Origin of the sequence: Bradyrhizobium sp. LLZ17 (assembly GCF_041200145.1) — a bacterium.
In the GTDB taxonomy this organism is placed as follows: Bacteria; Pseudomonadota; Alphaproteobacteria; order Rhizobiales; family Xanthobacteraceae; genus Bradyrhizobium.
Genome location: NZ_CP165734.1, coordinates 3,605,352 through 3,631,774, shown reverse-complemented (window position 1 = coordinate 3,631,774; position 26,423 = coordinate 3,605,352). Strand labels below are relative to the sequence as shown.

Genomic DNA, 26,423 nt, shown 5'->3' with positions numbered 1-26,423 from the left:
CCACAGTCGCCTGGCAAACTTCATCAGAAATGAGTCAGACCCAAATTTGAACGCCGATTGACAGGCAAAAGCCCGTCACGGGGAACGGATCGTGATTGGACATCCTTTCAACCCCCTTTCCTTGTACCGCTGGTCGAGATCGCCGGCGGCGACGGCGCCGCGGAGGCTGCTGCGCGGGCCGCCGCGATTTACCGTAGCACAGGCTGCGAAGTCGTGGAGTTGAAGAAGGAAATCGATGGCTACATCGGCAATCGCGTTCTGTTCGCTGTCTTCCGCGAGATTCTATATATGATGAGCCCGGGCATCGCTGACTTGGCGACACTCGATCGTGCGATCATGGCAGGGCCAGCCATCCGCTGGGCAGTCATGGGACCGTCGGCCGTTTTCTTCCTTGGTGCGAGGGATACCTCGCTCTATCCAGAGTTCGTGGAACTCCTGTCCAATGAATTGCGCAGCGGCTACATCGCTCCTCCTTCATTCGAACCTGATACCGCTTTGTTGCTGCGCTATGCCAAAGAGGTTCTTTCCGGGATCGGCGCCGCCGGGCAGGATGAGCTGATCGCAAGACGGGATGCGGGTGTAGCTTCCATCCGCGCTGCTTTGGCCGTGCTGACTCCGTCTCAGGGTCATGCGGCACAATGACGGAAGGCTGGCGTGTGACCTGGGAGGGGACAGTTGAGGACGGATGGCTCGACGAACTTACCCACGTGAATTTTTTCGTCTATTAACGCATAGCCGATGAGGGCGCCCTCTGCCTGTGGAAGGAGCTCTCCGGGGATCGGGGCTTCGATAAGCGCGAAGGCAACGAATTTGTAATAACCGGAACGCGGGTGCGCTACCTGGGCGAATTGCACCTTGGCGATGCCACCCAAGTCCTAACGGCGCTTTGCGCCTATGACGAAAAGCGCTTCCAGCTGCTTCATCATATCATCGGACGACGCGGCCTCGCCGCGACTATCGAAACCGTTAATCTCTCGTTTCATTTGCCGACACGGCGTGTCCAGCCCTTCCAGCCCGACGTGCTGGCGGCGCTCAAAGCGATGGGCCCTCCACCGCCCGATGTGAGACCCGAGCTTCCTCTCAGACGTGAAAGGCTTCGGTCATGAGCGATCCAACAGTCATTATCGAACGGCTCGGGCCAGTACTCGAGATCACCCTCAATCGACCACCTGCCAATGCCATCAGCCGCGCGACGAGCCGAGAGGTATATGCCGCGCTCCGTCAGCTCCAGCAGGATCCTGAGCTTCGCGTCGGAGTGATCACCGGGGCGGGAGATCGCATTTTTTCGGCTGGCTGGGATCTCAAGGAAGTGGCAGCACCCGGGTTTGACCCAAGGCTCGATTCCGACCCAGTGCTAGGCCACGGACCCGGCGGGTTTGCTGGAATTGTCGAGTACCATGATCTGTTGAAGCCGGTGATCGCGGCTGTCAATGGTGCCGCAGTGGGCGGCGGCTTCGAGATCGCACTCGCATGCGATCTGATCCTCGCCGCGGACCACGCCTTCTTCCAGCTTCCCGAGATGCAACGCGGTTTCCTTGCCGATTCCGGCGCCGCACAGCGTCTTCCCCGCAGACTGCCCTACAACGTAGCTGTCGAAATGCTGCTTTCAGGACGGCGAATGGATGCGCCCGAGGCACAGCGCTGGGGCCTCGTCCAATCAGTGCACCCTGGTGGCGGATTGCGCGAGGCCGCGCGTGCTCTTGCCGTGAAGGTTGCTGCTGGCGCACCACTTGCGCTGCAGGCACTGAAGGAGGTGCTGAAGCACATCGAGACAATGCCGACACAAGCCGCGCTCGCGCTGACGAAGCCCGGTCAATCCGGTTTGGCGATGTACGAGCGCATGTCCTCCTCGGAGGACTTTTTCGAGGGTGCTCGCGCTTTTGCCGAGAAACGTGAGCCGATCTGGAAAGGGCGATAGGCGGGCCCCATTATGAAGGCACTTGGCGTCACTCTTCCTGAGATTCCTCGGCCGCTCACCTGAGTATGCCCCTGCAGTGAACGGTCCGCAATTTGTTCTTTTCCACGTGAGTGCGATCCGCGTGGTCGAGCCGACATCTTCTCCGCAGGTTTGCCGAGGTGTGACTGTCGCTTTGACGTGCTTTCTGTAGAGCGTTTCCTCCTTAAAGCCGCACCACGATCGTGAGACGGGCCGCTGTCAACGCCGGTATTTGCAGGGGCGCAGCTCAGAGGGAAACCTGCACCCATGCGTGCCGGCTGGCGCTCGAGTAGCGAGAGAATGCGCCGGTCGCTTTCGAATGTGCAGATCCAAAACGTCTGTAGGAAGGTACCCGTTCTTGCGCGCGCCACCTGCCCGCGGAGGGATCAGCGTGACCAACGCGATGCGTGATCGCCCGCAACTCCGTGCACTCGCAAAGGCACAAATCGGTGGTCGTTGCGTGCGATTGTGTCGCTCTTGCGACGTGCCAACCCCTCCAGCCCGGGACCCTGATCGTGCCTCAAACAGAACCGACGGCTTGCGTCGGACCGCGACATGCATGGAGGCGCGTCTGGCAAAAATAAGCACAAAATTGCCAACTTTTGCAGAATTTCGGCGTCTGACGGCTTAGTTTCGCGTCAATTAGGCGTCGCCCGTCGGTTATGTGTGCTCCACAGGGAAGGCAATAACACGACTGGGGAGAGAGCAGCCATGGGGAAGCGGTGCTGCGACGCGTGGCTGCAAGGCGCGGCGGTCTACGGACGGACCAGAATTTCTGCAACAGGACTCGATTGCAGCGGTATTTGACATCCGAGTCCATTCACTTATTCACGCAAAAAATCTAGTATTCTCGCAATCTACGTGAACGCCACGAAAGAGCCGGAAAAAACTGCGCCCGGAATTCTCGTGACTCCAGAGCGCGGCGAAAGCATCGAAACCTGCATCATCGCGCTGGGCGTTCGCGCAGTGGCGCCACCGGATATATGAGCATGTCGAGCGTATTGACCGAAACGTCAGCGGACAACGAGCGAGAAGATGTCACGGAACGCATCTCTCGGTTTGAGCATGTACGACGGAAGCATGTTGGCCGTTACGTCAGCGGGACCGTTGTCTTGGCCTTCGTGCTATGGATTGCCATGGCGTTCGCGCATGGTCAGATCGAATGGCCGGTCGTTGCGCACTTCCTCACGGCGCGCACCATCCTCACTGGCCTCATCAACACCGTGGTAATGGCCGTCTCAGCAATGCTGCTGGGTATTGTGATCGGGGTGATCGTTGCGATCATGGGGCTTTCGGTCAACCCGGTCGTCAAATGGGCGGCGGCCAGTTACGTGTGGCTCTTCCGCGCCGCGCCAGCGCTGCTTCAGTTGTTGCTGTGGTATAATCTCGCGCTGATATTTCCCACCATCGGCGTTCCCTGGCTCTTCGAAGTTCGAACCGTCGACGTAATGACACCGTTTGTTGCCGCATTGGTGGGCTTGGGCATCTGCCAAGGTGCCTATACGTCAGAGGTGGTGCGCGCAGGCTTGTTATCGGTCGATCAGGGCCAGTACGAAGCAGCAAAGGCGATTGGGATGCCCCCGCTGCAATCGCTCTGGCGAATTATCCTGCCGCAGGCTATGCGCGTGATTCTCCCGCCGATTGGCAACGAGTTCATCGGCATGGTCAAGTTGACGTCGCTCGCGAGCGTGATTCAGTATTCAGAAATGCTGCATAGCGCCGAGAACATCTACTTCGCAAATAACCGCGTCATCGAATTGCTGACCGTCGCGACCGTCTGGTACTTGGTCGTGGTAACGGTATTTGCCGCGATGCAAAAACGACTTGAATGGCATTTCGCGCGCGGCGCTGGGCATCCAGGGCGATCACGCTGACAGGGGAGATTGAACATGAATTCAATCGTCAACGCCGTCGGCGTACGCAAACTATTTGGCGGGTTCGAGGCTCTCAAAGGCATTGACCTGGAGGTCGCCCGTGGCGAAGTGCTGTGCGTGATTGGTCCGTCAGGCTCGGGAAAGAGCACATTCCTTCGCTGCATCAATCAACTGGAAAAGATCGATGGCGGTGCCTTGTGGGTAAATGGCGAACTGGTCGGCTATCGTCGCGTAGGTCAGAAGTTGTACGAACTCTCAGAACGCGAAGCTGCCCGACAGCGAATTGGGACGGGCATGGTTTTTCAGCGGTTCAACCTATTTCCACATAAGACCGCGCTTGAGAACATCGTCGAAGGACCGGTTCAAGTGCTCAAACACGAGCGTAGCCGGGCGGTGAGCGAAGCCCGTGACCTGCTCTCGCGCGTTGGTCTATTGGAAAAATGCAATGCATATCCGGTCGAACTTTCCGGCGGACAGCAACAGCGTGTTGCGATCGCTCGCGCGCTCGCCATGAAGCCATCGTTGATGCTGTTTGACGAGCCGACCTCCGCGCTTGATCCCGAATTGGTCGGCGAGGTGCTCGCTGTCATGCGCGATCTGGCGCAAACGGGAATGACCATGGTCGTTGTGACGCATGAACTTGGCTTCGCGAAAGAAGTGGCGAATAGGGTGCTCTTCATGGACCAGGGGCAAGTGATCGAAGCCGGGTCTCCCGAGCAGGTTCTCCGCAGTCCAACGCAGGCTCGCACGCGTGACTTTATTTCGGCAGTGCTGAGTTGACCCGCTTAGCCAACCCATTTCCATTTAAAACAAGGTGAGAAATCGACATGCTTTCAAGCAACCCGCTTCGTCCCGTTACGACCGCCCTCGCCATCGCGTTCGGGCTCGCCGTAACTGCTGCCTCCGGCCAGGGCACAAGGACGCTCATCAACGTTGCGACGGATCCAAGCTATCCGCCGATGGAATACAAAGATCTCACATCCAGCAAGCTTATCGGATTCGACATCGACCTGTTCGATGCGATCGCGGCGAAGATGGGCGCGAAAACCAACTGGATCGAGACGAAATGGGAAGAGCAGATCTCGTCGATCAAGACGAAGCGCGCCGACGTCGTGGTGTCCACAAAGGAGGACACGCCGGAAGGACGGGCGGGCGTCAGTCTTGTCGACTACGTGAACGACGGATCGGCCTTCTACACGACACGTGCAAACGCCGCTCGCTTTCAGAGCATCGATGACGTGTGCGGCAAACGGGTAGGTGCGCCGCGCATCACAAACCGGGGCGAGTTGGTCGCGAAATGGAGTGAAGAGCATTGCACCAAAGCGGGCAAACCTGCGATCATCGTGGTAGGCACACAGCACTCTAGCGATTCGCGGCTTCAGCTAAATCAAGGACGCATTGACGCCATCACCGGCAACCTTATCGGGATAGTACATCAGAACCAGATCGAGAATAACAACTACGTGCAAATTGGAGAGCCGTTCTACCCCTTCATGGATGGGATCATCTTTTCAAATAATGATCCTGAGTTGGGGCAAGCTATCAAGACGGCGATTGCGGCAGTGATAGCCGATGGCACCTACCGGCAGATACTGCGCAAGTGGAAGCTGCCGGATAGCACCGCAATCGAACGGCCCCTGATCAACGGACAGCCCTGAAGACAAACGACGAGTGTTGGCCGCGCCACGACATTGAAGCGTGGAAGCTCAACTGTACACGACTTTGCGCAGAATCGGAGCGAGACATGCGAAAGGCAGGCTACAGCTTAGCTAGAATAATCGTACCGGTCGCAAGTTCCTGTCGTCGCACCGAACTCTCGATTTGCACGACCCGGTGAGTGCGTCCCCCACATCTTCCTGATGTGGCAGCGCGCACTGGCTTTCAGGACCAACAAAAAAGGGGACGAGACGCGTTTGCTGACAGTACTTACGAGTCAACTAGTCCCGATGGTTGCCAAGTTGGTTGGCTGTTCGGAGACGATCCGAACATCGTTCGATACCTGGTCGCTGCCACGGGAAAAGACCTCGCTCCGACAGTCATATCGAGGTCGTCGATTTGCGCTCCGACTGAATGGAGCGTCGATGGCAGGGACCGAGCCAATCATTGCAGCCGTCACTAGCGCGCCGGCCTTACTCTCGCGTCAGCCAGTGATCTCGTGAAGCGCCGCATTGATACGCAGCGCCCAGAAGAGCGAGGCCTCATCGACAGTTTTTGTGCTTATCGACAATTCATAGAAGCGCGCGTCACGCCAGCGAGCTCGTTCGCCAAAGGGCCCTGCTACGTTCCACTACATAACTGCCAATATAGACGCCCGCAACTCCGTCATTTCTCGAAGTCCTGGACCTGTGAGCGAGAACATGCCGTGATCGGCAGCATGGAAGTGGCAAGGCCCTCGTAGCCCTGGTTGGCGCAGCCATCGCTATCTCATCTCGCTGCGACAGCGGGACTCGCAGGACAGCACCGCCCCTCCGATCTGGACCAGGTTCTTGCGCCGTTTCTCTCGCAAGTGGATTCGGTGAATGCATCTGCTAGTTGGCTTTCGAAGCCGCTGGGGCGGGGGAACCTGCGCATCAAAATCGGGCGCCAAGCGAGCGTCCTTCGCAGAATTTCCGCGTATTGCCCATGGGTTTAGCGACACGAGCACCGCCTCTCGCTTATCATGCCTCGAGAGTGCGCTTATCAAGAAGGATGTACTGCGATGAAGACAGTCCTGATTACGGGGGCTAACCGGGGGGTCGGATTGGCTTTGGTGCGACAATACGCTGTCGATGAATCCGACGTGATTGCCTGCTGCCGCGAACCAGCGAAGGCGGATGAACTGCAGGACTTTGCCGAGTCGAGCGGTGGCCGTGTACGGATCGTGCAGCTCGACGTCGGCGGCCCAACATCAATCACAGCCCTCAAGAGCACACTCGGGGATGCGCCGATCGACATAGTCATCAACAACGCGGGCATCAATGGCACGCCAAAGGACCAATCAGCCGCTCGTATCGACCCGGAGAATTGGGTCACCACTATGCGTGTGAATGCGCTCGGTCCGATCCTCATTTCGCAAGCGTTGATCGATAACCTAAAGCGCGGCTCCGAAAAGAAGCTGGTGGCAATCAGCAGCGCTTACGGCTCCAGCGGAAAATACTTCGGTGAGGGCTATGCGAGCGCCAGCAATAGATATGCCTACAGGGCTTCTAAGGCGGCCCTCAACAACGGCATGCGTGGGCTGGCGCGGGACTGGGCGGACGATGGTGTGCTAGTGGGAATTCTCGACCCCGGCTTCGTGCGGACCGGCATGGCCGGCGAAAGCGCGCTCGGTTCGTCGAGCTCGATCTCGCCCGACGAAAGCGCCCGGGGTATCAAGGACCGTATCCGCCTACTCGGCCCCGAAACCAGCGGGGTGTTTCAGCGTTTCTGGGGTGAGCCCATCCCTTGGTGACCTCGAAAATTCAATAGATCCCCGAACCGATCTGCCAGGCTCCTATGGCTACAGGGTTATGGCGAACGAGAGGTGCGCATTCGTGGTGCTCAGATGCGGAACGCCTTGGGTCATGACCCTCTGAATTGGCTTCCGCTAAGTTTAGAGGTCAAACGTCAGAAGTTGACTCGTGGCCCGGTCGGGCACGTCAGCGCACTGATCCAAATGGACGCTCCAGCATACGGCGCACTCGCACAGGGTTTGGGCCGACGTGGAAAGCCACAGCTTTCTGATCGAGTGCACGTTCTGGTTGTGTTGGGCGATTGCGCTGGCGCAGGTAATCGAGCCAAGTCGGGCAATGATAGCGTTCCGTCCACAGTTCGGGATCGCCGATGTCGCGTGCAATCGACCAGCCATAGGCGCCGTTGCGCTGGCGCGACAGCTGTATGTCCTGCATCAAACTGTGAAAAGCACGCGCATTTTCCGACGCAACACGATATTCGATCTCCACCATCAGGGGCCCGCTGCGGTTGGTGATCGGGAGTCGTACCTCGGGATCGGCCAGGGCTTCGCCGTCTTCGCCCCGAGCGCCGATGTGGGATATGCGCATCCGCAGGCCCAGCAGCAGCGACAGAAGCATCAGTGCGGCGGAAATGAGGAGCGCGACTTCGACATTGGTCGCATCGGTGAGGCGGCCCCAGCCCCACGCGCCAACGGCAAACCCGCCGTAGTTCGCGGCCTGATAGGCTGCAAGCGACCGGCCCGCCACCCATTGCGGAGCAGAGAGCTGGACTGCAATATTGAATACTGTGTTGGTCATGACCCACATCGCACCCGCCATGACCAGCGCAGCCGCAGTCAAGAAAGAATCGTGGCTCAACGCCACGGCGGATATCGCGCCTCCCATCAGCAGCGTACACACCGCACTGCTGCCTCGCCGATCGTGCGATTGCGAGCCTGGCCGACGCAAAGCGCCCCAATCACACCTCCGAGGCCGAATGCGCCAAACATGAGACCATAAGTTTGCGCGCCTCCATGCAAGAGATCCCGCGCGATCAACGGCATCAGCGCTGCGATCGCGCTGCCAATCACATTGGTCGCCATGGCGCGTGCCAGCACAATCTTGATTGAGGGCGAATTGGTAATGTATCGCATGCCCGACACTATGGCTCGCCTCAGATGCTCTCGCGGCAGCCGCGAGCGTTTGGCCACACGTTTCCAGAGGTGTAGCGCAAGCATCAGCGGCAGACAGAGCAGCGCGTTAACTGCGAAAGCGGCGCTAGAGCCCGCAGAAGCAACGACTAGGCCTCCGATTGCCGGCCCAAAGCTGCGGCCAATATTGAAGCTGATCCCGGTCAGCGCAACCGCCGCGGGGAGTAATTCCAGCGACACCTGTTCACCGATCGAGGATTGCCAGGCTGGGTTCATGAGTGCCGTGCCGATGCCAACCATGAAGCAAAGCATCAGTAAGACATTTGGCGTCGTAAGGCCCGACCTGTCGATCAGGGTTAATGCGCTCGCGCCGCAAAACGCGATCGAAAGCGCCATTAGCGCCACAATCCTTCGGTCACGCATGTCAGCTATCGCGCCGGCTGGCATCGCGATCAGCATGCCCGGGAGCGTCAGCGCAGTTTGCACAAGCGCGACCTTGTCTGCAGAAGAAGTCATCTGCGTCATCGCCCAGGCCGCACCAACGCCTTGAATGGGAATGCCGAGGTTTGACAACAGGCTTGCAAGCCAGATACGGCGAAACGTAACAAAGCGCAGCGGCGTTATGATACTCTCGAAGTTGAAAGTCGGTTTGGGCCAATCGATCATATCGGCTCCTGCTCAAGCAGGTTGAGCGCGAACCAACTGCTATGGTGCCGAAGCTGGAGTTCGCGCTGCCGCGGACGCGGATGGGCGTCGATAGCCGCGAGTGCATGCGAAGCTGTTCGCACGTTCGGTGGTTGATCGTGTCCTAGCAGCCGGCTTGCAGTGCGGCTTCGAGGCAGATTCGATCGTGTCGTACGGCATCTCCTCCTCTGCAGTGTTATTTGCGAAATGAGCTGCGATAGGCAATGAACACTGTATGAGGTAAGGTCGCCAACCGAAAAATTGGATCCTATGGCTTTGTCTGGTTTCGCCAGAGTAGATTGATCACGCAAGGGATTGACCGGCATGGCAAAGCTGGAGCCCTGAGTCGAAGTTCTCAAATCTTCGATCGCTCTCAATCGCTACCTGCAATGGTCAGTTCAAGCGTCGCAAAGCAGGAGAATAGAGGTTGCCCGCGCGGGTTTTTCGCATTGTATGCAGTTTAACGAAGAAAAAAGGCATGCGATCTCGGGCTGAGGCAGCTTGAAGGGGCAATCTCGCGCGGAATCTCAATTGGAACGGCAAAGCCCGTTTCATTCGATCCAATATCACGATGGTCTTAATGCCCTTGATGCCCGGGTTCTCATGGAGGAAACTGGCGAGCAAACTGCTGATACTCCTTCATGCTGCGCGCACAAATAAACAGACCAAAGTCAGCTTCGCGAGTGGCGTAAAATCCGCTGATCACTTCAGCTGTCGATTTGATAACCTTCTTGAAACTTATCACTATGTTTGATCTCTCCCGCTCCAATGTCACTTATTTGAATTGTCTTCCTACGGCCTTCTCCAGAGACGTCGGCATTGATAATGCCTTCCGAACGGAGCTTCTTAAGCCTTCGCTGACACGCGGTAGCAGAGACCCGACCATTCACCGATGACATAGGGTCTGTTGGGATTCAGGATTCTCATCCGGGCTTGGTTGTGATTCAAGCTTGGGATGGACCGATTCGTGTTGACTGACGCCCAATGGGTGAAGATGGAGCGGCTTTGTCTCGGCAAGCCGAGCGATCCCGGCCGCTGTGGCAAGGACAACCGACTTTTTGTCGACGCCGTGCTGTGGATCGCCCGAACGGGCAGCCCCTGGCGGGATCCGCCGCCCTCGTCGGCCACTGGGAACAGCGTGTTCACGCGCTTCCGCGACTGGGTGAAGGCGGATATCTGGAAGCGGCTGTTCGACGCTGTCTCCGACGATCCCGACATGGAGTACACCATGGTCGATGCCACCATCGTCAAGGTCCACCGCACGGACAGGGCGCAAAAGGGGGACCCAAAACCAAGCGATCGGCCGTTCGAAAGGTGGCATGACCACCAAAATCCTGGCGCTCACTGATGCTCTTGGCAATCTCGTGCGCTTCGTGCTGCTGCCCGGACAGCGCTTAGACACGGTGGGTGTGCCGCCGCTCATCGAGGGATTGACCTTCGACGCGTTGATTGCGGACAAAGCATTCGACAGTAACGCCATCATTGCCGAACTCGACGCCCGCGGCGCCAAGGGTGTCATCTCTCAGCATCCGCGTCGGGCGAAGCCTCTCGCCATCGACAAGGAGATGTACAAATGGCGGCGTCTCGTCGAAAGCCTCTTCGGCAAGCTCAAGGAATTCAAGCCCATCGCAATGCGCGCCGTGAAAGACTGTCGTTGTTTGGAATCCTTCGCAATTCTCCTGGAAAACGCTGAATTGGAGACTAAGGAGCCCAATATTGAGGAAATTGAGCTCCGCGGGGGTGTAGCATCGTTGTGACGCCGATGCCGTTAACATTGCAATCATCACACACGTCCCGGCGGTCTGACTATTGCTCACCGGGAGTTTTAGCTGTTCGCGTCCATGTCCGGCGATCAGATGAAGGTGGAGATCAAGCAGCGTGAATTTTGATATCGCAAAGCAAATCGCTCCAGCCGTGTTTTCTGACACTTATCTGGAAGCCAGGCGGAAATTACTGGCTGCGGCAACGACGTCGAGCGCGCATCAGTGCAGCAATAGCGGGCCATCGGGCGAGGTTCTTTACACGGACGCAGTCTATTTCGGACCTTCGGATGCTAAGAATCTGTTGGTCCTCATTTCCGGCACGCACGGCCCGGAAGGTTACTGCGGATCCGCGGCGCAACTTCTTTTTTTGCAGGCCAAACTGCACGAGACCCTTCCGCCCTCGACCGCTGTGCTCCTTATTCACGCGCTGAATTGCTATGGTTTTGCTTGGGATCGCAGGGGGACAGCAGAAGGATGCGATCTAAACCGGAACTTCATCGACTTTTCAAAGCCGGTTCCCCCCAATCCCGAGTACGAGGACTTGGCAGAGCATTTTGTGCCGGCGAACAGGACAGCAGAGCAAATTCGAGTCGCAGAAGCTGCGATCTCGAAGTATCGCGCGTTACACGGCGAGGTGGCTCTCAGGTCGGCGAGGGTGCGTGGCCAGTACACCAGGCCGGGTGGCCTGTTCTATGGCGGGACAGGACCCACGGAAGCCAGGCAAACGCTCGAGAAAATCGCACTGGAATTTCGTGTGGCGGCCCGCGAGAGGGTCGTCATCATCGACTACCACACCGGCCTTGGACCTTACGGATACGGAGAGCTGCAATGCGAACAGCCCTCCCGTTTCGGCGGGTATGAGCGAGCAACAAAAATCTTCGGCGCGACCGTCACGTCGTCAGATCTTGGAACCTCATCCTCGATCATGTTGCATGGCACACAAGACGAGTTCTGGCAGCGTATTTTGGGGGAACGGCACACCTATGTTTGTCTCGAATACGGAACGTACGATATTGCCCGCGGGCGAGAGATACTCCGGAACGAACATTGGTTGTTCATGTATCAACCTGAGGCGGCCGATGCCGATCTAGGTCGTCAAATTCGGAACGCCACAAAACTGTACTTCTATCCTCAGGCGGCAGATTGGAAGGAGATGATCCTTTGGAGGGCTCACTTGGTCCATCGACAAGCAATCGAGGCGCTTGGATCTGCAGAGTAACTCCCCCAGAGAGGATCATATCCAGTGACATATTCGTTCGCGCTATGGAATGCCGCTCAGAGGCGGTCCGATGGCGTGTACCACCTTTTGGCGCCATCCATCCGCGGCCGAGCGCTAGCCATCTCTTCAGCTGCGCGATCACGACAACACCGCGCGGAATCCGCTGAAGACGACTATGGGCAATCTCCACTTTGCCAGAAGGGGAGCAATCAATGACGAGTAACCGGTACTGGACCTTGTCGGATGGACCGATGCCACGATGGCCACAGGAGAACACGTTCGTAATGAAAGAAGGCGAGATCCCGAAGCCGGCTTTGGGGCAAGCGCTGACGCAGACCATCTACGTATCCCTCGATCCGTATCAGTGGTACTACAATAGACGACGCACGGCACCAGCCGGCGCGCCGTGCCATGCCCGCACTGTCTCGCGAGTGATCGAGAGCCGGATCGACGGTTTCGCTGCTGGCGATCTCGTGTTCAGCACCAATGGGTGGACGGAATACGGGCTAATGGGCGAGGGGGTCTGGCGACCGGACTACATGGCTCCTCGCAAGCTTGACCCGTCGCTGGGCCGCATCTCGCAAGCTGTGGGCGTGCTCGGCATGCTGGGGCTGACCGCCTATGCCGGCATGGACCTGCTGGCTTCGCCGAGAGCGGGTGAAACTGTGGTGGTCTCGGCAGCCTCGGGGGGCGTCGGCCAGATTGCGGGGCAACTCGCCAAGCAGCGGAATGCGCGTGTGGTGGGAATTGCTGGCCGCGATGCCAAATGCCGGTTCGTAACCGACGAACTTGGCTTTGATGCCTGTGTCTCCCATCTTTCGGCCACCCTGCCGGCTGACCTCGCCGCTGTCTGTCCCGCCGGCGTCGATGTTTATTTCGAGAATGTGGGAGGCAAGGTGTTCGAGGTGGTGCTGCCACTATTCAACCAGTCCGCTCGGATGACAATCTGCGGCCTCATCGCCCACTACGGCGATGAGGACGGCGGCATCGATCGTCGAGCTGCGCTGATGAAGCTCGGCGAGCCGATTTTCAGAACGCGAAATATGCTGGTGAAAAATCTCTCCGTAAGCGACTTCGCCTTGGATTACCATGATGACATGCTGGCCTATATCGCGCCCCTGGTAACCGCAGGGAAGATCAAATACCGCGAGGACGTCCGCCACGGCTTGGAAACCATCCCAATCGCTTTCAACGAGATGCTGCGCGGCGACAATTTCGGTAAGATGTTAGTGCAGGTGAGCCCCGACCCGACGCTTGAGTAATCATTCGCAAATACGACTGACTCGAGGCGTCTCTTCTTGCGCCGAAGGGGTGCTCGCTTCCGCTGTGCGGTATGCCTGCTGGCTCGAACTCATGAAAGCCTGCGCTGAAGAAGCGAGCTTATCGCGACACTTCATCGTGCCCCACCGCCCCATATATCAGCGTTTGATGCGTCATTGGCGGAGAGGAGGATGCCGTACGGCCGGTGGCGCCGGTTGCGGCCCAACGCTTCGCACGTGGGCGCGCGCCAAGAAGGTGTATGGCGACACTACTCGCGGTGACTTAACCAGGAAAGCAAGGCTGGCAATTCCCAAGCGCGCTTGGTGGTACGCCCGGTCCAGTCCAATCATTGGAGCGAGCACTTTCTGACAGAAGTAGCTGGGAAAATCAGCGATCAACGACTCAGATGAGAGTTCTTGCCGAGGCGGTTGAGCAGGCCATGAGTGCAGACACGATCAGCTGTTCAATTGGCTTTCGATGTGGTCGATCGAAGGGAGGATCGACTTTCTGCCAATGTGGATGCAAACCGGCGAAAGACGGGCTTGATTGCAGGAAATCTGCATACTGAATCTCATTACGCGGTCTTTGGGCGGCGACTCAACGGGACACTGCGCTAGTAGCTATAGGGAGAGACGCAGCTATGGAAATTTCCAAACAAGCGTCGTTGAAGGCATCAGTAGACCGCGATCGTCTGGAGGGCGTGCAAGGTAAACTTGTTTTTGCTCGACGTTCGCCCGATGAAAGATCGGCGCCCGAGGTTCAAGTACCTTCTCATCGGCACAGCGACTGGGTGAGCCACAGCACCACTATTCGCAATGCGCGGCCAATCGTTGACGAACTGTCCCTCGATCGGGAGGGTTTCATTCGGATCGAGCATGAGATCTCCTGCGCAGACGTGCGCGACCCAAGCATCATGTCAGAAAAGTATCTCGAAGAAATGACATCGTTCATCAAGAGCCACTTCAATGCTTCGTGGGTCGTGCCGCGACGAAGTGGCGTGATTGTTCGTCGCGCCGCAAATGCCGCAGGCTCCGTAAGAGCACCGGCCAGCGTGGCTCACATAGACTACGCATCGGTTGCCGGTCCTATGCTCGCCGCCGCCGAGAACCAGATCCAAAAACTTCCAATTCGACCCTATTCTCGACTGATGATCATCCAGGCCTGGCGTGCTCTATCGCCGCCGCCGCAGGATTTCCCGTTGGCGTTTTGCGATGCCAGCACCACTCTCGACGCTGACATTGTCATGGACGACTACGCTTTAAATGCAAATAGCCAAAATGATGGTACTGCATATAAGAGTACCGTGGTTCGCTTCAGTCCGGATCAGCGTTGGTATTACCTCCCGGAAATGACCCCGGACGAGCTGATTCTTTTCAAGGGCTATGATTCCGAAAGGCACTACGGCCGATGGGCCCCTCACTCGGCCTTTGACGACCGTGCCACATATCCCAGCGCAAAGTCCCGCGAGAGTATCGAGGCGCGGTTCTTCGTGTACTACGCCTAAGTGCCCGAACTGCTTCTCGGTTTAGTTTGCCGGTGGACTCTCTGGGATGCGCAGAGCCCGGATGGGTGCGCTTAGACTGGCTCCTGGGGTTCCTTGCTTTGCGCGAGCCTGTTGTGGGTACGCTGGAACGATTTCGATGATGGATTCACCATCGAGTTGTTTGGGACTACGATGTTTAGATATAAACTTGTCAGCGGCGACAGTCCTCGCCAGCGGCATTTAGGGCTTCAACAGTTCGGAAGACGGCCAAGGAGTGCGCAGAGCGTGCCAATGACGGCGAGTCTCCGATTCCGCCAAGAGCGCAGCTAAAGCACATAACTTCATTCAGTCGAGCCAAGGTGCTGAAAACACCTGCTCGCAGTCTGAAATGGAAACAGCGCCAGCCCGTTCGCGGCTTTCACTGAGCCGACCGAGGCTGGGCGTTCAAATACATTGAGAAAGGCGGATCGGAAGCCGTATTTAATCGTCAACCGTGATTAATTGCATTCAATCAGTATTGAACTATCGGTAAAGCACGGCCCAGCCTTGTTGTCCCTGATTGAGCACATCGAGGCGAGCCTGAGTTTAAGCTAGGTACTTCACGGCAACCGATGTGGCGGTACCAAGGAGCTAACCAGGCTTTTCGATCAGAGCGCTACGGGAAAGACCGGAAGAAATTGCCGAAGAGTATATCGGCGGCTCAAGTGTCCATCGGAGGAATCTTCATGTCGGCCCTGCCGCTCTCTGGCATCAAAATTCTTGATCTCACGCGCGTGCTGGCCGGGCCACTCTCCGCGCAGATGTTGGGTGACCTCGGCGCCAACGTGATCAAGATCGAGCGACCTGGCACCGGCGACGACGCGCGCGCCTTCGGTCCGCCCTACCTCATCGATCCCGAAGGCAAGCACAACAACAACAACTCGTTCTACCTCTGCGCCAACCGCAACAAGAAGTCGGTCACCGTCAACATCGCCAAGCCCGAAGGGCAGGAGATCGTCCGCGAGCTCGCCAAATCGGTCGACGTGATGATGGAGAACTACAAGGTCGGCGATCTCAAGCGCTACGGCCTCGATTACGAAACCATCAAGCAGCTCAACCCCGGCATCATCTATTGCTCAGTGACGGGCTTCGGCCAGACGGGGCCCTATGCGCCGCGCGCGGGTTACGACGCGATCTTCCAGGCGATGGGCGGCCTCATGAGCGTCACCGGCCATCTCGACGGCGAGCCCGGCGCAGGCCCGATGAAGGTCGGCCCCTCGATCGTCGACTACATGACCGGCATGAATTCCTCGATCGGCATTTTAGCGGCGCTCTATCACCGCAAGGTGAATGGCGGGGCAGGGCAGCACATCGACGTCTGCCTGCTCGATACCGTGATCGCTTCGTTATCTCATTACGCGCAGATCCATCTCGTCGACGGCAGAACGCCGCCACGGCGCGGCACGTGGGGCAATGGCGGCATGCCGGCCGGCGTGTTCCGCTGCGTCGACGGTGAGTTGATGCTGGTAGTCGGCAATGACGCGCAATTCGCGCGCGCCTGCGCTGTGTTGGGCAAACCGGAGCTTGCGACCAATCCGAAGTTCGTCAAGAACAACGACCGTGTCGTGCACGGCAAGGAGATCATGGCGATCTTCGCCGGACTGTTCTTAAGAAATAAGATTGCCTACCTGTTGGAGGAGCTCGAAAAAGCGGGCGTGCCCTCCGGCCCGGTGAACGACTTCGCGCAGGTGTTTGCCGACCCGCATGTGCGCGCGCGCCAGATGGAGGTGAAGATCGATCACCCCTTCGAGCGCTCCCTCTCGCTGATCCGCAATGCGCTGACGTTCTCCGACACGCCGTTGACGGAGTATCGTTATCCGCCGCGGCTGGGAGAGCATACGCGCGAGATTTTGGCGGACGAGCTAGGCTACGAGGACGCAAGGATCGCGACGTTGAAGCAGACCGGGGTGATTTAGCCAAGAGCCGGCGGAAAGTGCAGCCGAACTTTAAAAGGGAATCGCTATATGGATTTCAGCATGTCGGAGAAACAAGGGGAATGGCTGGATCGCGTGCAGTCGTTAATGGCCAAGGATGTCCGGCCTGCCGTGCCACCCTACAAGCAACAGGACGCCGAAGGCGATTGCTGGATCGTGATTCGGCATTAGAGCTCTTGAACAGGAAGGGGTGCTCGTAAACTTCGTGGGACATGTTCCTTCCGCTAGCGAATGAAGATGATGATTCCGAGTCGCAGGGTTGAGCAATCTAGAACATATGCGCCGCTCCCTCCGGGCGTTCGGCGGTGCGGGCGTTTCCGACGAACTGGGCCTGCGCGCGATTGCGCGTCGCTGGGCGCCATGCGTCGGTCGGATGATCCCCATGAAGTTCACTGCCGCGCCGTCACGATGCCCGAACTCCAGAAACATGAAAGATCTCAAGCAAAGTAACGGTCAGTAAAGATAGGGAAGCGGCCACGCGCGAGCTTTCCGAGAGAAACGAGGAGCGTCGCCATGGCTGACGATGTCAGGCAGGATGAAGAGTTTTCAGGAACGAAAGTCGTGGAGGAGCGGCATCGCATCGACGAGATCAGTCTTGGCCATTGGATGCGTGAGCACGTCGAGGGCTATGACGGCCCGTTAGCCGTGTTGCAGTTCAAGGGCGGTCAGTCCAACCCGACGTACCGCCTTAATACGCCGGAACGTTCGTACGTGATGCGCCGAAAACCGTTCGGCAAATTGTTGCCGTCGGCGCATGCGGTCGACCGCGAGTTTCGCGTCATCTCCGCGCTCGGCAAGCAGGGATTTCCGGTCGCGCGCGCTTATGCGCTTTGCACGGACGACAGCGTGATCGGCTCCTCCTTCTACATCATGTCGATGGAAGAGGGCCGGGTGTTTTGGAATCCCACGCTGCCGGCCCAGGCGGCGGAAGCGCGACGCCAGATCTTCACGAGCAAGATTGAGACACTCGCAAAGCTTCACATGCACGATCCTAATAAAATTGGTCTTGCTGATTTCGGCAAGCGCGGGAACTATTTCGCGCGACAGATCGCTCGCTGGACCAAGCAGTATCGGGCCTCCCAGACGCAGTACATTCCGGAGGTTGAGAAGCTGATCGAGTGGCTGCCGAAGACAGTGCCCGAGCAGACGCGCGTCTCCATCGTGCATGGCGACTACCGCCTCGATAACATGATCTTTCATCCCACCGAACCGCGCGCAATCGCCGTGCTGGATTGGGAATTGTCGACGCTCGGCGATCCCCTGGCCGACTTTACTTATCTCTTAATGCAATGGATCATGCCGGGGTTGAAGGCCGCGGATCTCAAAGCTCTCAACCTTCCCACCATGGAAGAAGCTGCGGAGATCTATTGCGATTACACTGGCGCAGCACTGCCCGACCTGAATTGGTATTTCTCTTATAACCTCTTTCGTCTCGTGGGAATCATGCAAGGCATCGCCGGTCGCATCCGCGAAGGCACCGCTGCCAGTGCCAAGGCGATCGAATCCGCCAAACGCACCGTGCCGCTCGCGAAGGCGTCGTGGGATTATGCGAAGAAGGCGGGCGCGATGTAAGGCGGCCGTGCCGATGCCAACTCGCCGGGGTTTCTCAGTAGTTTGCGCTTGGCACAACGGCGACCCAAGTGTGATCGCTTCTCCTAAAAACAATCTCGGAAAGGACGTTTTATGAGCGCGCGCCCTCACGCTAAGGATAAGCCGGCTGCGGCTTCTTTCCAGTGGGACGATCCGTTCCTGCTCGACGAGCAGCTCACCGAAGACGAGCGCATAGTGCGCGACACCGCGCGCGCCTACGCCCAGGACAAGCTGCTGCCGCGCGTCACGAAGGCCTATCTCGAAGAGAAGACCGACCGCGAGATCTTCAACGAGATGGGCGAACTCGGCCTGATCGGCATTACGCTGCCAGAGGAATATGGCTGTGCCAATGCAGGGTACGTCGCCTACGGCCTTGTTGCGCGCGAGATCGAGCGGGTCGATTCCGGCTACCGCTCGATGAATTCGGTGCAGTCCTCGCTGGTGATGTATCCGATCTACGCCTATGGCGACGAGAACCAGCGCAAGAAGTACCTGCCGAAGCTCGCGAGCGGCGAGTGGGTCGGCTGCTTCGGTCTGACCGAGCCCGACGCCGGCTCCGATCCGGCCGGCATGAAGACCCGCGCCGAGAAGGTCTCCGACGGCTATCGCCTGACCGGCAGCAAGATGTGGATCTCGAATGCGCCGATCGCCGACGTGTTCGTGGTCTGGGCCAAGTCGGCCGCGCACGATAACCAGATCCGCGGCTTCGTGCTGGAGAAGGGCATGAATGGCCTCTCCGCGCCGAAGATCGGCGGCAAGCTGTCGCTTCGCGCGTCGATCACCGGTGAAGTCGTGATGGATGGCGTGGTCGTGCCCGAGGATGCGCTGCTGCCCAACGTGTCCGGCCTGAAGGGTCCGTTCGGCTGCCTCAACCGCGCCCGCTACGGCATCTCCTGGGGCGCGCTTGGCGCCGCCGAGGACTGCATGCATCGCGCCCGCCAGTACACGCTCGACCGCAAGCAGTTCGGCAAGCCGCTGGCCGCGACCCAGCTCGTGCAGAAGAAGCTCGCCGACATGCAGACCGAGATCGCGTTGGGTCTGCAGGCGTCGTTGCGCGTCGGCCGCCTGATGGACGAGGGCAAATTCGCGCCCGAGATGATCTCGATCATCAAGCGCAACAATTGCGGCAAGGCGCTCGACATCGCCCGTGTCGCGCGCGACATGCACGGCGGCAACGGCATCTCGATCGAATACCACGTGATGCGGCACGTCCATAACCTCGAGACCGTCAACACCTACGAGGGCACCCACGACGTCCACGCCCTGATCCTGGGCCGCGCGATTACCGGCATCCAGGCGTTTTCGTGAACCTTGAGTTGGCTCCGACCTCGCCTGACTAATTTCGGCCTCGACGCCCAACTCCGCAGAGAACGGTGTGGATGTCCGGATTTCGCGGGGGAGCGGCTTGGCTCCTAACGCGAGGAAGTCCGAGCCCGACGGGGCAAGAACGCGACAGGTCGCAAGCGCTTCGCTAAGCACGGTTGATGGAATTGGAGTTGACCTCTCCGTCTCACGCGCTATAGCCGTGTGGATCTCCTTCGCCGCCAAGCGCGCGAAAACCGCCCGATGTTCGCAGTTTTCGAGCAGAGTGTCGGGATAAGGCAGAGTGTCGGGATAAGGCAGAGTGTCGGGATAAGAAGGCTCCGACTGATCAAGGCGCGTCACCAGTCGCATCAACGGATGCAGGATGCTCGTCTGGCGATTGCACGGGGCACGAACATGGCCGCAAGAGAATCACGCACGCGCTAATTTCTGATTCATGTCGGGTCGCTGCGTCATGTCCATGAACGGAATGCGCTGCAGGCCGGTCGAGGAACTTGCGATGAGTCATCCCGCAACTTGCGCGAGCTGCAAGTCCCACAGATCGACCTAGCAGGCTGTTGAAGAAGTCGGTGCCAAAGCACTTCGGATCGTGATTCTCTAGGAACGGCATTTTGTCTAGGGGGCGCGATGCGGGGAAGTGATGAACGGTCCGGCTCGCTCTTCAGTTATGTGGAGCCTTGGAGGCTCGGGTTCGCGTCGACCCCCCTTACGAGTGATCCTGGAGCGACCTTTCTGCGGAGTTCGGCAAGCTCTATGCGACTTCGGTCGCCGCTCGATCGCACCAGGAGAGCTGCTTCGGGCGTTGCTCCTGCAGACGATTTATGGGCTCGCTCGGAACGGCACCTGATGAACGGATGGAGTTCGATCTTCTGTTCCGCTGGTTCCTCGGATTTGGGGTGGACGATGCGGTTTGGGACCATTCGACCTTCTCGTAGAACGGCGACCGCTGCTTGAGGGGGAGATTGCGGCCAAGGTCCTAAACGCGCTTTTGGCGCAGCCGAAGGTCAAGCGTTTTCTATCGAGCGATCACTCCTCGGTGGATGTACGCTGATTGAAGCCTGGGCTTCGATCAAGAGCTTCCGAAGGAAGGATGGCAGCGACAAAGATCAGGACGGTCCGGGACGCGATGCCGAGCGCAGCTTCCACAAAAGAAGTGATCGAACGAGAACCATGCGAGCACGACCGATCCCGAGGCGGCGACGGGCACCGCCAAACGGGAGATCGCGCTTGCCAGGATCGATGCGCTAGGGTGCGCGAAGCGGATCACTCGCGGCGCTGACAAGGCCTATGATGTCGCGCAGTTCGTGCACGACCTCAGAGATAGATTAGTGACCCCGCAAATTGCAATCGACGGACATCTGAGTAAGACCGGCAAGCGGCGCAAGAGGGCGATCGACGCACGTACCAGACGTCACAACGGCTATGACATCAGCCAGCGTTGCCGCAAACGCGTCGAAGAAGTCTTTGGCTGAATCAAGAGTTCCGCTGGTTTGGCCAAGGTCAAGCTGCGAGGCCGCGACCCGGTGGATGCTGTCTTCGTTCTGGCGCTTGCGGGCTATAATCTGATCCGGCTGCCCAAGTTTCTGTCGGCACCAGCATGAGCATCCGGGCAGATGGCGCGTCCTCGAGACACCGGGCTACGATATGGCCGTGGCGGGCTCCTACATCCTGTTCGGTGAGGACGGCGGCGAGTTCATCTTCGAGTGCCTCTCAGGGTCCATTCATGGAGCCTGCGACAGCGATGCCGTCGAGTTCGCCTGGCCGAGCAACGACGAAATGGAGGCAGCCAATGTGACGGCTGGGCCGAACTGCGGGATGACGGCTCACTCGAAGGCGAGATATGCCGCCTTAACGGCGACAACACCCCATTCATCGCACGTCGTTCAAAGACTTGTTCAACGGCCTGCTAACCTAGTAGCGCCTCGCCGCCGGTGCCAAGCGCCCCGCTCGGTATTATCTGCGATGCGCGGTACATACGCATTTACGCGAGGAGCAATGGCTCCTCGCAACGCAAAATCCTACGCTGTACGTTTGGCAACGAGAATTTACTCGGGATCAGGATAAACACGGCTCTGGCGATCGCATATCTCCAAGAGGGCCGCTACCATCTGGTCTTCAGCGCGCGTTCATGGCGCGTCTCCTTGGGCTGGCGCTTTCAGTGGGGCGCGTGTTTATCGATGAGCGTCGGTGTATCGTGCCGGCGCGATCGAAGCTGCCTGCCGCTGGGAGTCGGTCGAGAATCGTCAGATCCTTTGTTTCGGTGCAGAATTTCGACGGTGCGAGCCCTACATTGAGGGATATCAGCCTGAGAGATCCGCTAATAGGTACTTAGCGGATGGGGAGAAATCCGCTCTAGGGGGACATCGATGAAACTGACAAGGACCATTATCCTCGGCACTGCTGCAGCGTTTGCGGGTGCCGGCGCGCAGGCGGCCGATCTTCCGGTGAATGCGAAGGCTATCGAGTACGTGAAGATCTGCTCGTTCTATGGTGCGGGATTCTACTATATCCCAGGTACTGATACTTGCATCAAGGTGAGTGGATATTTGCGTGCCCAAACGGAATTCGCCGGCAACGTTATCGGTGATACTGCGAATAATGGTGTGGCTGGTGCACATAATCGACTTAGCAACTACTACACGAGCCGTGCGCGTCAAGCGCTGAACATTGATACGCGCACTGGGACCGAGTATGGGTCGGTCCGCACCTACGCCCAACTGGTGTTTAGCTTCACCACACCTGGCGTGTCGGCTGCGGGGAATGGGGCGACGACCACCCCATCGGCCAGCGCTCAGCTTACTTTGTACGACGCCTTCATCCAGTTCGCTGGTTTTACATTCGGTAGGGCGCAGTCGCAATTCTCTGCGCCTTGGGCCGAGTATCCGGGGAACTTTAGCGAATTGCCGGGTGCTGCTGGCTGGGATCGCGTGAATCAGGTCACGTATACAGCGGATTTCGGCCAAGGCATTACGGCTTCTTTCTCCGCTCAAGATCAGGTCCAGAATTATCAAACCAACCTCTGGAACGTGAGCGCCGCGACGGCAGCAGGCCTCGCCAGCGGCATATACGGTGCCAATGACTTTGGTGGTTCGCGCGCTCCTGACCTCGTCGTCATGCTCCGTGTTGACCAGGCTTGGGGTCTATTCCAGGCATCGGTGGCGGCGCATGACAACCATGCTGCCTACTATGGCGCATCTGAAGTCACCGGCCATCCGGGCGACAAATGGGGCTGGGCTGGTCAACTGGCCTTGTCGATCAAGAATATCCCGACCGGTCCGGGTGACACGATCAACATGTCAGGCGTGTATGCGAATGGTGCAAGCCGATATGTCTTTAATGATTTCATGTCCACCAACTTCGCGATGTACGGTGGAACGGGTTTGGCGGGGGCCTATCAAAGCATCGGGCTTGCTGGTGTTTCCGATTCAGTGTTCGTTGCTGGCGCTGGTCAGGAGCTGACCACGGCCTACGGAATCAACGGCGCCTACACCCACAACTGGGATCCGCATTGGTCTACCAGCATCTTTGGTGGGTGGGCCGCCGTGCGCTATAACAGCGCAGCAAAGGGCTACATTTGCGGCGCCGTCGTCACAGGCCTCGCGCTGTCGAGCGGGATTGCCGGATGCAACCCTGATTTCAACTACGCAACTGTGGGTACCTACAACACCTGGACCCCGGTCAAGAGCCTGACCTTCTCGGCCGAGCTCGCTTACACGATGCTGGACCAGAAGTACGCAAGCGGAAGTCTTGCGACGCTGCCGCTTCAGTCGGGTATTGCGAAGCCGGCTGCTGTCTATGAGCTGAGGAATCAGCACAGCCTCAACCTCATGCTCATGGCTCAGCGCAACTTTTAACTCTCTTAGTAAACCGCCGAAAGGATAACAGAAAAGAAGCGGCTACGAAGCTCCTAGTATTGACCTCCAGCCACGCCTCCGGGATGTCCCCCGGAGGCTCTTTTTGCGTTCGGACTTAGAGTAGTTCTTGCGTCCAAGGACCTTGTCCACAAAGCCGGTTCTGGTGAGGGGCTGAGGGTGAAACTCCCTCGGCCCACTCGACAATACTTCTGCGGCGAGGAGTTCTTCCAGCACCGGCTGGTGTTCGTGATCGAGCGGACACCGCTGGATCAGGATTTTGCTGCGCCAACTCCTCAGCGCTCCTCTGCGCAGAGCCGGCGATCACCGTTAGCTGCCAGTCGCCCCTGATTGGCCATGACTCCTCCCAGCTGATGTACCCTGGGTGAGCGGCGTGGAGGCAGGATGGGGCGGCGGTAGTCGTAGCCGGCGGCGGTGAGGACGGCGTTGGCGGCGTCACCGCGGCGGAACCAGAGATTTGCGGCTCATGCGGGCCTTGAGATGACCGATGACGGGCTCGATGGCGGACCTGCGGCGGAGTTCACGTTTGATCGCGGGCATTACTCCTCGTTTTGGCCGGAGAGGAAGACCCCGAACTTGTGATCGGGCGGCGCATTGTGGCCGCGGTATCCTGCTTGAGGGTGGCGGCAACGCTGAGCTTGACGCCGAACTCGTGACGCCGATGGACCTTGCCCTGGCCGATGCATTCGACTTCCGGCGCATGCAGGGAATAGACCTTCCGCCCGCGTTGACGTTGCTGCTGCTCGCGCACGCCCCGTGCCAGCAATAACAGCTGGCCCATCAGATTGTTTGTGCGTAGACCTGTGAGCGCCGTTAGAAGAGTCATCTTCTGCAGGGGTGCGCACAATGGACGACCATTCGGACGACATAAGGCGACCGTTGTCACCGCGCATAGAAGTGTACGCCGGCGGCGGCCGGAAACAGTGGCCAGATGATTTGAAGGCGCAGATTGTCGCGGACAGTCTCGAGCCGGGCGCGATCGTAACAGATGTCGCACGTCCCCATGGCTTGCCCTGTGCGAACACCACTTCGATCGTAAGCGGGGCTGCGAGGCGGGAGCACTGTCGTTTGTGCCGTTGGTGTCGGAAAGGTCGCCATCGGCGGCTGCAGCTCCGTCCGGGTCGCCGGAAGCAGCCGTTGTGATGGTTGAGCTCCATGGGGCACGAGTTGAGGTGCGAGGGACGCCTGGCCTTGCCGTGTTGAGTGATGTGTTTGTTGCGTTGCGCCGGACACGTTCATGCTGACGGCTCCCGCTGGCCTCATGATTTATTTGCAACCCTACCTGTAGACTTCAGGAAGGGCGCAGATGGCCTGGCGCTGTTGGCGAAGGAGACGCTGGGCCACGATCCGATGAAGGGCGTGGCGGTGGTCTTCCGTGCGAAGCGCGCTGATCGGGTGAAGATTGTTGTCTGGGATGGTAGTGGCCTTGTGCTGTATTGGAAGCGGCTTGAGGGCAGCGCCTTCAAGTGGCCGCCGGTCGTTGACGGCGTCATGCGAATGAACGCCGGCGCAGTTGGCCGCGCTTCTGGCCGGCATGGATTGGACACGCATGCATGCGCCTCGAATCCCGCAGCCGAAAGCGCTTGCGTAGGACATAAAATCTTCGCTGCATCGGGGCGCGAAGCATGACAGACTCGGGCCAATGAGTGATTTGCCTGATGAGCTGCCGAGCGATCCAGCCGAGTTGCGTGCCTTTGCCGCGGCTCTGCTGGATCGCTGCGCCAGGCTCGAGCGGTTGCTCAAGCTTGCAAAAGACGCGCAGTTCGGTCGATCCTCGGAAAAGCTTGACGCTGATCAGCTCCAGCTTGTTCTGGAGGATATCGATCAGGCTGTCGCGGCTCTTGAGGCAGCCGAGGACCGCGCCAATCCCAAAACGCGCGAGAAGAGAGCTGCCGAGCGCAGGGCCAATCGTGGCAAGCTGCCGGAGCATTTGCCGCGCATCATCGAGACCCTGATGCCCGCTGCAACCTGCTGCCCGTGCTGCGCAGGCGACCTTTTTGAGATCGGCCACGATGAGAGCCAGAGGCTGGACGTCGTGCCGGCGCAGTATCGTGTCATCGTCACCCGCCGCCCCAAACTGGCCTGCCGCGCCTGTCACGGCGTCGTCCTCCAGCATGCTGCTCCCGAGCGATTGATCAGGGGAGGACTGCCGACCGAGCGGCTCGTCGCGCATGTGATCGACGCCAAGTATCATTGGCATTTGCCGCTCTACCGCCAGGCGCAGATGCTGGCGACGCACGGTATCGCCATCGACCGTTCCACGCTCGCCTTCTGGGTCGGCTACGCCGCCCAGGAATTGAAGCCCTTGTGGCATCGTCTGCGCCAGCTTCTGCTCGCCTCTTCGAAGCTCTGTGTGGATGAGACCCCAGCACCGGTACTGGATCCGGGGCGCGGCAGGACCAAAACCGGCTACTTCTGGGCGCTGTCACGCGATGACAGGCCCTGGGCCGGACCTGACCCACCTGGTGTGGTTTACGCCTATGCACCGGGCCGTGGGGCCGTTCATGGCTTGAGACTGCTCGAAGGCTATCGCGGCATCATCCACTGCGACGGTTATCAGGCTTACAAGACCATGACCCGAGAGACGCGTGCGGACGCCCTGTCCGGGACGCTCGCTTTCTGCTGGGCCCATCTGCGGCGCCAGTTTGTGAAGATCGAGCGCGAGGCTGCTCCGGCGCCAGCTCCAGTTGCCCGCGAAGCGCTCGAGCGCATCGCCCAACTTTACGCGGTCGAAAAAGCGCTCCGCGGCCGATCAGATGTCGAGCGCCGTGCTGGCAGGCAGGCGCATGCCCGACCTCTGGCTACAGCCTTGAAGCAGTGGTTTGAGGCCAAGCTTGATCACCTTGCACAGAAGAGCGACACGGCGAAGGCCGAGCTATCGCCAA

Annotated in this window: 19 protein-coding genes and 4 pseudogenes; 21 read left to right on the top strand and 2 right to left on the bottom strand. The window is 58.8% G+C overall.

Annotated features, from left to right (window positions below):
- Window positions 1-57: 57 nt before the first annotated feature.
- The 7 genes from AB8Z38_RS17645 to AB8Z38_RS17615 all read left to right on the top strand — a co-directional run bounded on the left by AB8Z38_RS17645 (window position 58) and on the right by AB8Z38_RS17615 (window position 7,240).
- Window positions 58-642 (top strand): 3-hydroxyacyl-CoA dehydrogenase family protein, encoded by a 585-nt coding sequence (locus tag AB8Z38_RS17645; RefSeq protein WP_369726278.1) that lies wholly within the window; start codon window positions 58-60, stop codon window positions 640-642.
- Window positions 643-731: 89 nt separating this feature from the next.
- Window positions 732-1,106, top strand: coding sequence for a thioesterase family protein (locus tag AB8Z38_RS17640; RefSeq protein ID WP_369726521.1), 375 nt, complete (start codon window positions 732-734; stop codon window positions 1,104-1,106).
- On the top strand, window positions 1,103-1,918 hold the full coding sequence (locus tag AB8Z38_RS17635) for an enoyl-CoA hydratase-related protein (protein ID WP_369726277.1): 816 nt from the start codon (window positions 1,103-1,105) through the stop codon (window positions 1,916-1,918). The genes AB8Z38_RS17640 and AB8Z38_RS17635 overlap by 4 nt, the downstream gene beginning before the upstream one ends.
- Before the next feature lie 1,001 nt (window positions 1,919-2,919).
- A complete protein-coding gene (locus tag AB8Z38_RS17630) occupies window positions 2,920-3,810 on the top strand; it encodes an amino acid ABC transporter permease (protein WP_369726276.1) in 891 nt (296 codons plus the stop codon).
- 15 nt (window positions 3,811-3,825) lie between these two features.
- Complete coding sequence (locus AB8Z38_RS17625; protein WP_369726275.1) at window positions 3,826-4,590, top strand: amino acid ABC transporter ATP-binding protein; 765 nt, start codon at window positions 3,826-3,828, stop codon at window positions 4,588-4,590.
- Between the two features lie 47 nt (window positions 4,591-4,637).
- A complete protein-coding gene (locus AB8Z38_RS17620; protein WP_369726274.1) occupies window positions 4,638-5,468 on the top strand; it encodes an ABC transporter substrate-binding protein in 831 nt (276 codons plus the stop codon).
- Between the two features lie 1,040 nt (window positions 5,469-6,508).
- The gene (locus tag AB8Z38_RS17615) at window positions 6,509-7,240 is read left to right on the top strand and encodes an SDR family oxidoreductase (protein ID WP_369726273.1); all 732 of its coding nucleotides are present in this window, start codon (window positions 6,509-6,511) and stop codon (window positions 7,238-7,240) included.
- A gap of 187 nt (window positions 7,241-7,427) precedes the next feature.
- On the opposite strand, the pseudogene AB8Z38_RS17610 reads toward AB8Z38_RS17615, so the two are convergent.
- A pseudogene (locus AB8Z38_RS17610) lies at window positions 7,428-9,037 on the bottom strand (MFS transporter).
- A gap of 985 nt (window positions 9,038-10,022) precedes the next feature.
- Between AB8Z38_RS17610 and AB8Z38_RS17605 the strand changes: the two are divergent.
- The 11 genes and pseudogenes from AB8Z38_RS17605 (at window position 10,023) to AB8Z38_RS17555 (ending at window position 23,520) form a co-directional block, all read left to right on the top strand.
- On the top strand, window positions 10,023-10,403 hold the full coding sequence (locus AB8Z38_RS17605) for a transposase (protein WP_369726272.1): 381 nt from the start codon (window positions 10,023-10,025) through the stop codon (window positions 10,401-10,403).
- The gene (locus AB8Z38_RS17600) at window positions 10,291-10,812 is read left to right on the top strand and encodes a transposase (protein ID WP_369726271.1); all 522 of its coding nucleotides are present in this window, start codon (window positions 10,291-10,293) and stop codon (window positions 10,810-10,812) included. Before AB8Z38_RS17605 ends, AB8Z38_RS17600 begins: the two co-directional genes overlap by 113 nt.
- Before the next feature lie 121 nt (window positions 10,813-10,933).
- Window positions 10,934-12,037 carry a DUF2817 domain-containing protein gene (locus tag AB8Z38_RS17595; RefSeq protein WP_369726270.1) on the top strand — a complete coding sequence of 368 codons (1,104 nt, stop codon included), beginning with the start codon at window positions 10,934-10,936 and terminating at the stop codon, window positions 12,035-12,037.
- Between the two features lie 212 nt (window positions 12,038-12,249).
- Window positions 12,250-13,299 (top strand): zinc-binding dehydrogenase, encoded by a 1,050-nt coding sequence (locus tag AB8Z38_RS17590; RefSeq protein WP_369726269.1) that lies wholly within the window; start codon window positions 12,250-12,252, stop codon window positions 13,297-13,299.
- Window positions 13,300-13,937: 638 nt separating this feature from the next.
- The gene (locus tag AB8Z38_RS17585; protein WP_369726268.1) at window positions 13,938-14,801 is read left to right on the top strand and encodes a CmcJ/NvfI family oxidoreductase; all 864 of its coding nucleotides are present in this window, start codon (window positions 13,938-13,940) and stop codon (window positions 14,799-14,801) included.
- Window positions 14,802-15,505: 704 nt separating this feature from the next.
- On the top strand, window positions 15,506-16,735 hold the full coding sequence (locus AB8Z38_RS17580; RefSeq protein WP_369726267.1) for a CaiB/BaiF CoA transferase family protein: 1,230 nt from the start codon (window positions 15,506-15,508) through the stop codon (window positions 16,733-16,735).
- 48 nt (window positions 16,736-16,783) lie between these two features.
- Entirely contained in the window at window positions 16,784-16,924 is a 141-nt protein-coding gene (locus tag AB8Z38_RS17575) for a hypothetical protein (protein ID WP_369726266.1), read from the top strand.
- 342 nt (window positions 16,925-17,266) lie between these two features.
- Entirely contained in the window at window positions 17,267-18,325 is a 1,059-nt protein-coding gene (locus tag AB8Z38_RS17570) for a phosphotransferase family protein (RefSeq protein ID WP_369726265.1), read from the top strand.
- Between the two features lie 111 nt (window positions 18,326-18,436).
- On the top strand, window positions 18,437-19,651 hold the full coding sequence (locus AB8Z38_RS17565) for an acyl-CoA dehydrogenase (protein WP_369726264.1): 1,215 nt from the start codon (window positions 18,437-18,439) through the stop codon (window positions 19,649-19,651).
- A gap of 642 nt (window positions 19,652-20,293) precedes the next feature.
- A pseudogene (locus AB8Z38_RS17560) lies at window positions 20,294-21,267 on the top strand (IS5 family transposase).
- A 765-nt stretch (window positions 21,268-22,032) separates the two neighbouring features.
- Complete coding sequence (locus tag AB8Z38_RS17555) at window positions 22,033-23,520, top strand: porin (protein ID WP_369726263.1); 1,488 nt, start codon at window positions 22,033-22,035, stop codon at window positions 23,518-23,520.
- Window positions 23,521-23,933: 413 nt separating this feature from the next.
- Here AB8Z38_RS17555 and AB8Z38_RS17550 read toward each other — a convergent pair.
- Window positions 23,934-24,307 (bottom strand): annotated as a pseudogene (locus tag AB8Z38_RS17550) (IS5/IS1182 family transposase); the annotation flags it as partial.
- 77 nt (window positions 24,308-24,384) lie between these two features.
- On the opposite strand from AB8Z38_RS17550, the gene AB8Z38_RS17545 reads away from it, so the two are divergent.
- From AB8Z38_RS17545 to AB8Z38_RS17535, 3 genes and pseudogenes are all read left to right on the top strand, one after another.
- Window positions 24,385-24,681: a transposase gene (locus AB8Z38_RS17545; protein ID WP_369726262.1), complete on the top strand. Its 297-nt coding sequence runs from the start codon at window positions 24,385-24,387 to the stop codon at window positions 24,679-24,681.
- A gap of 63 nt (window positions 24,682-24,744) precedes the next feature.
- Window positions 24,745-25,167, top strand: coding sequence for an IS66 family insertion sequence element accessory protein TnpB (tnpB, locus tag AB8Z38_RS17540; RefSeq protein ID WP_369726261.1), 423 nt, complete (start codon window positions 24,745-24,747; stop codon window positions 25,165-25,167).
- A gap of 13 nt (window positions 25,168-25,180) precedes the next feature.
- Window positions 25,181-26,410 (top strand): annotated as a pseudogene (locus AB8Z38_RS17535) (IS66 family transposase); the annotation flags it as partial.
- Between the last annotated feature and the right edge of the window lie 13 nt (window positions 26,411-26,423).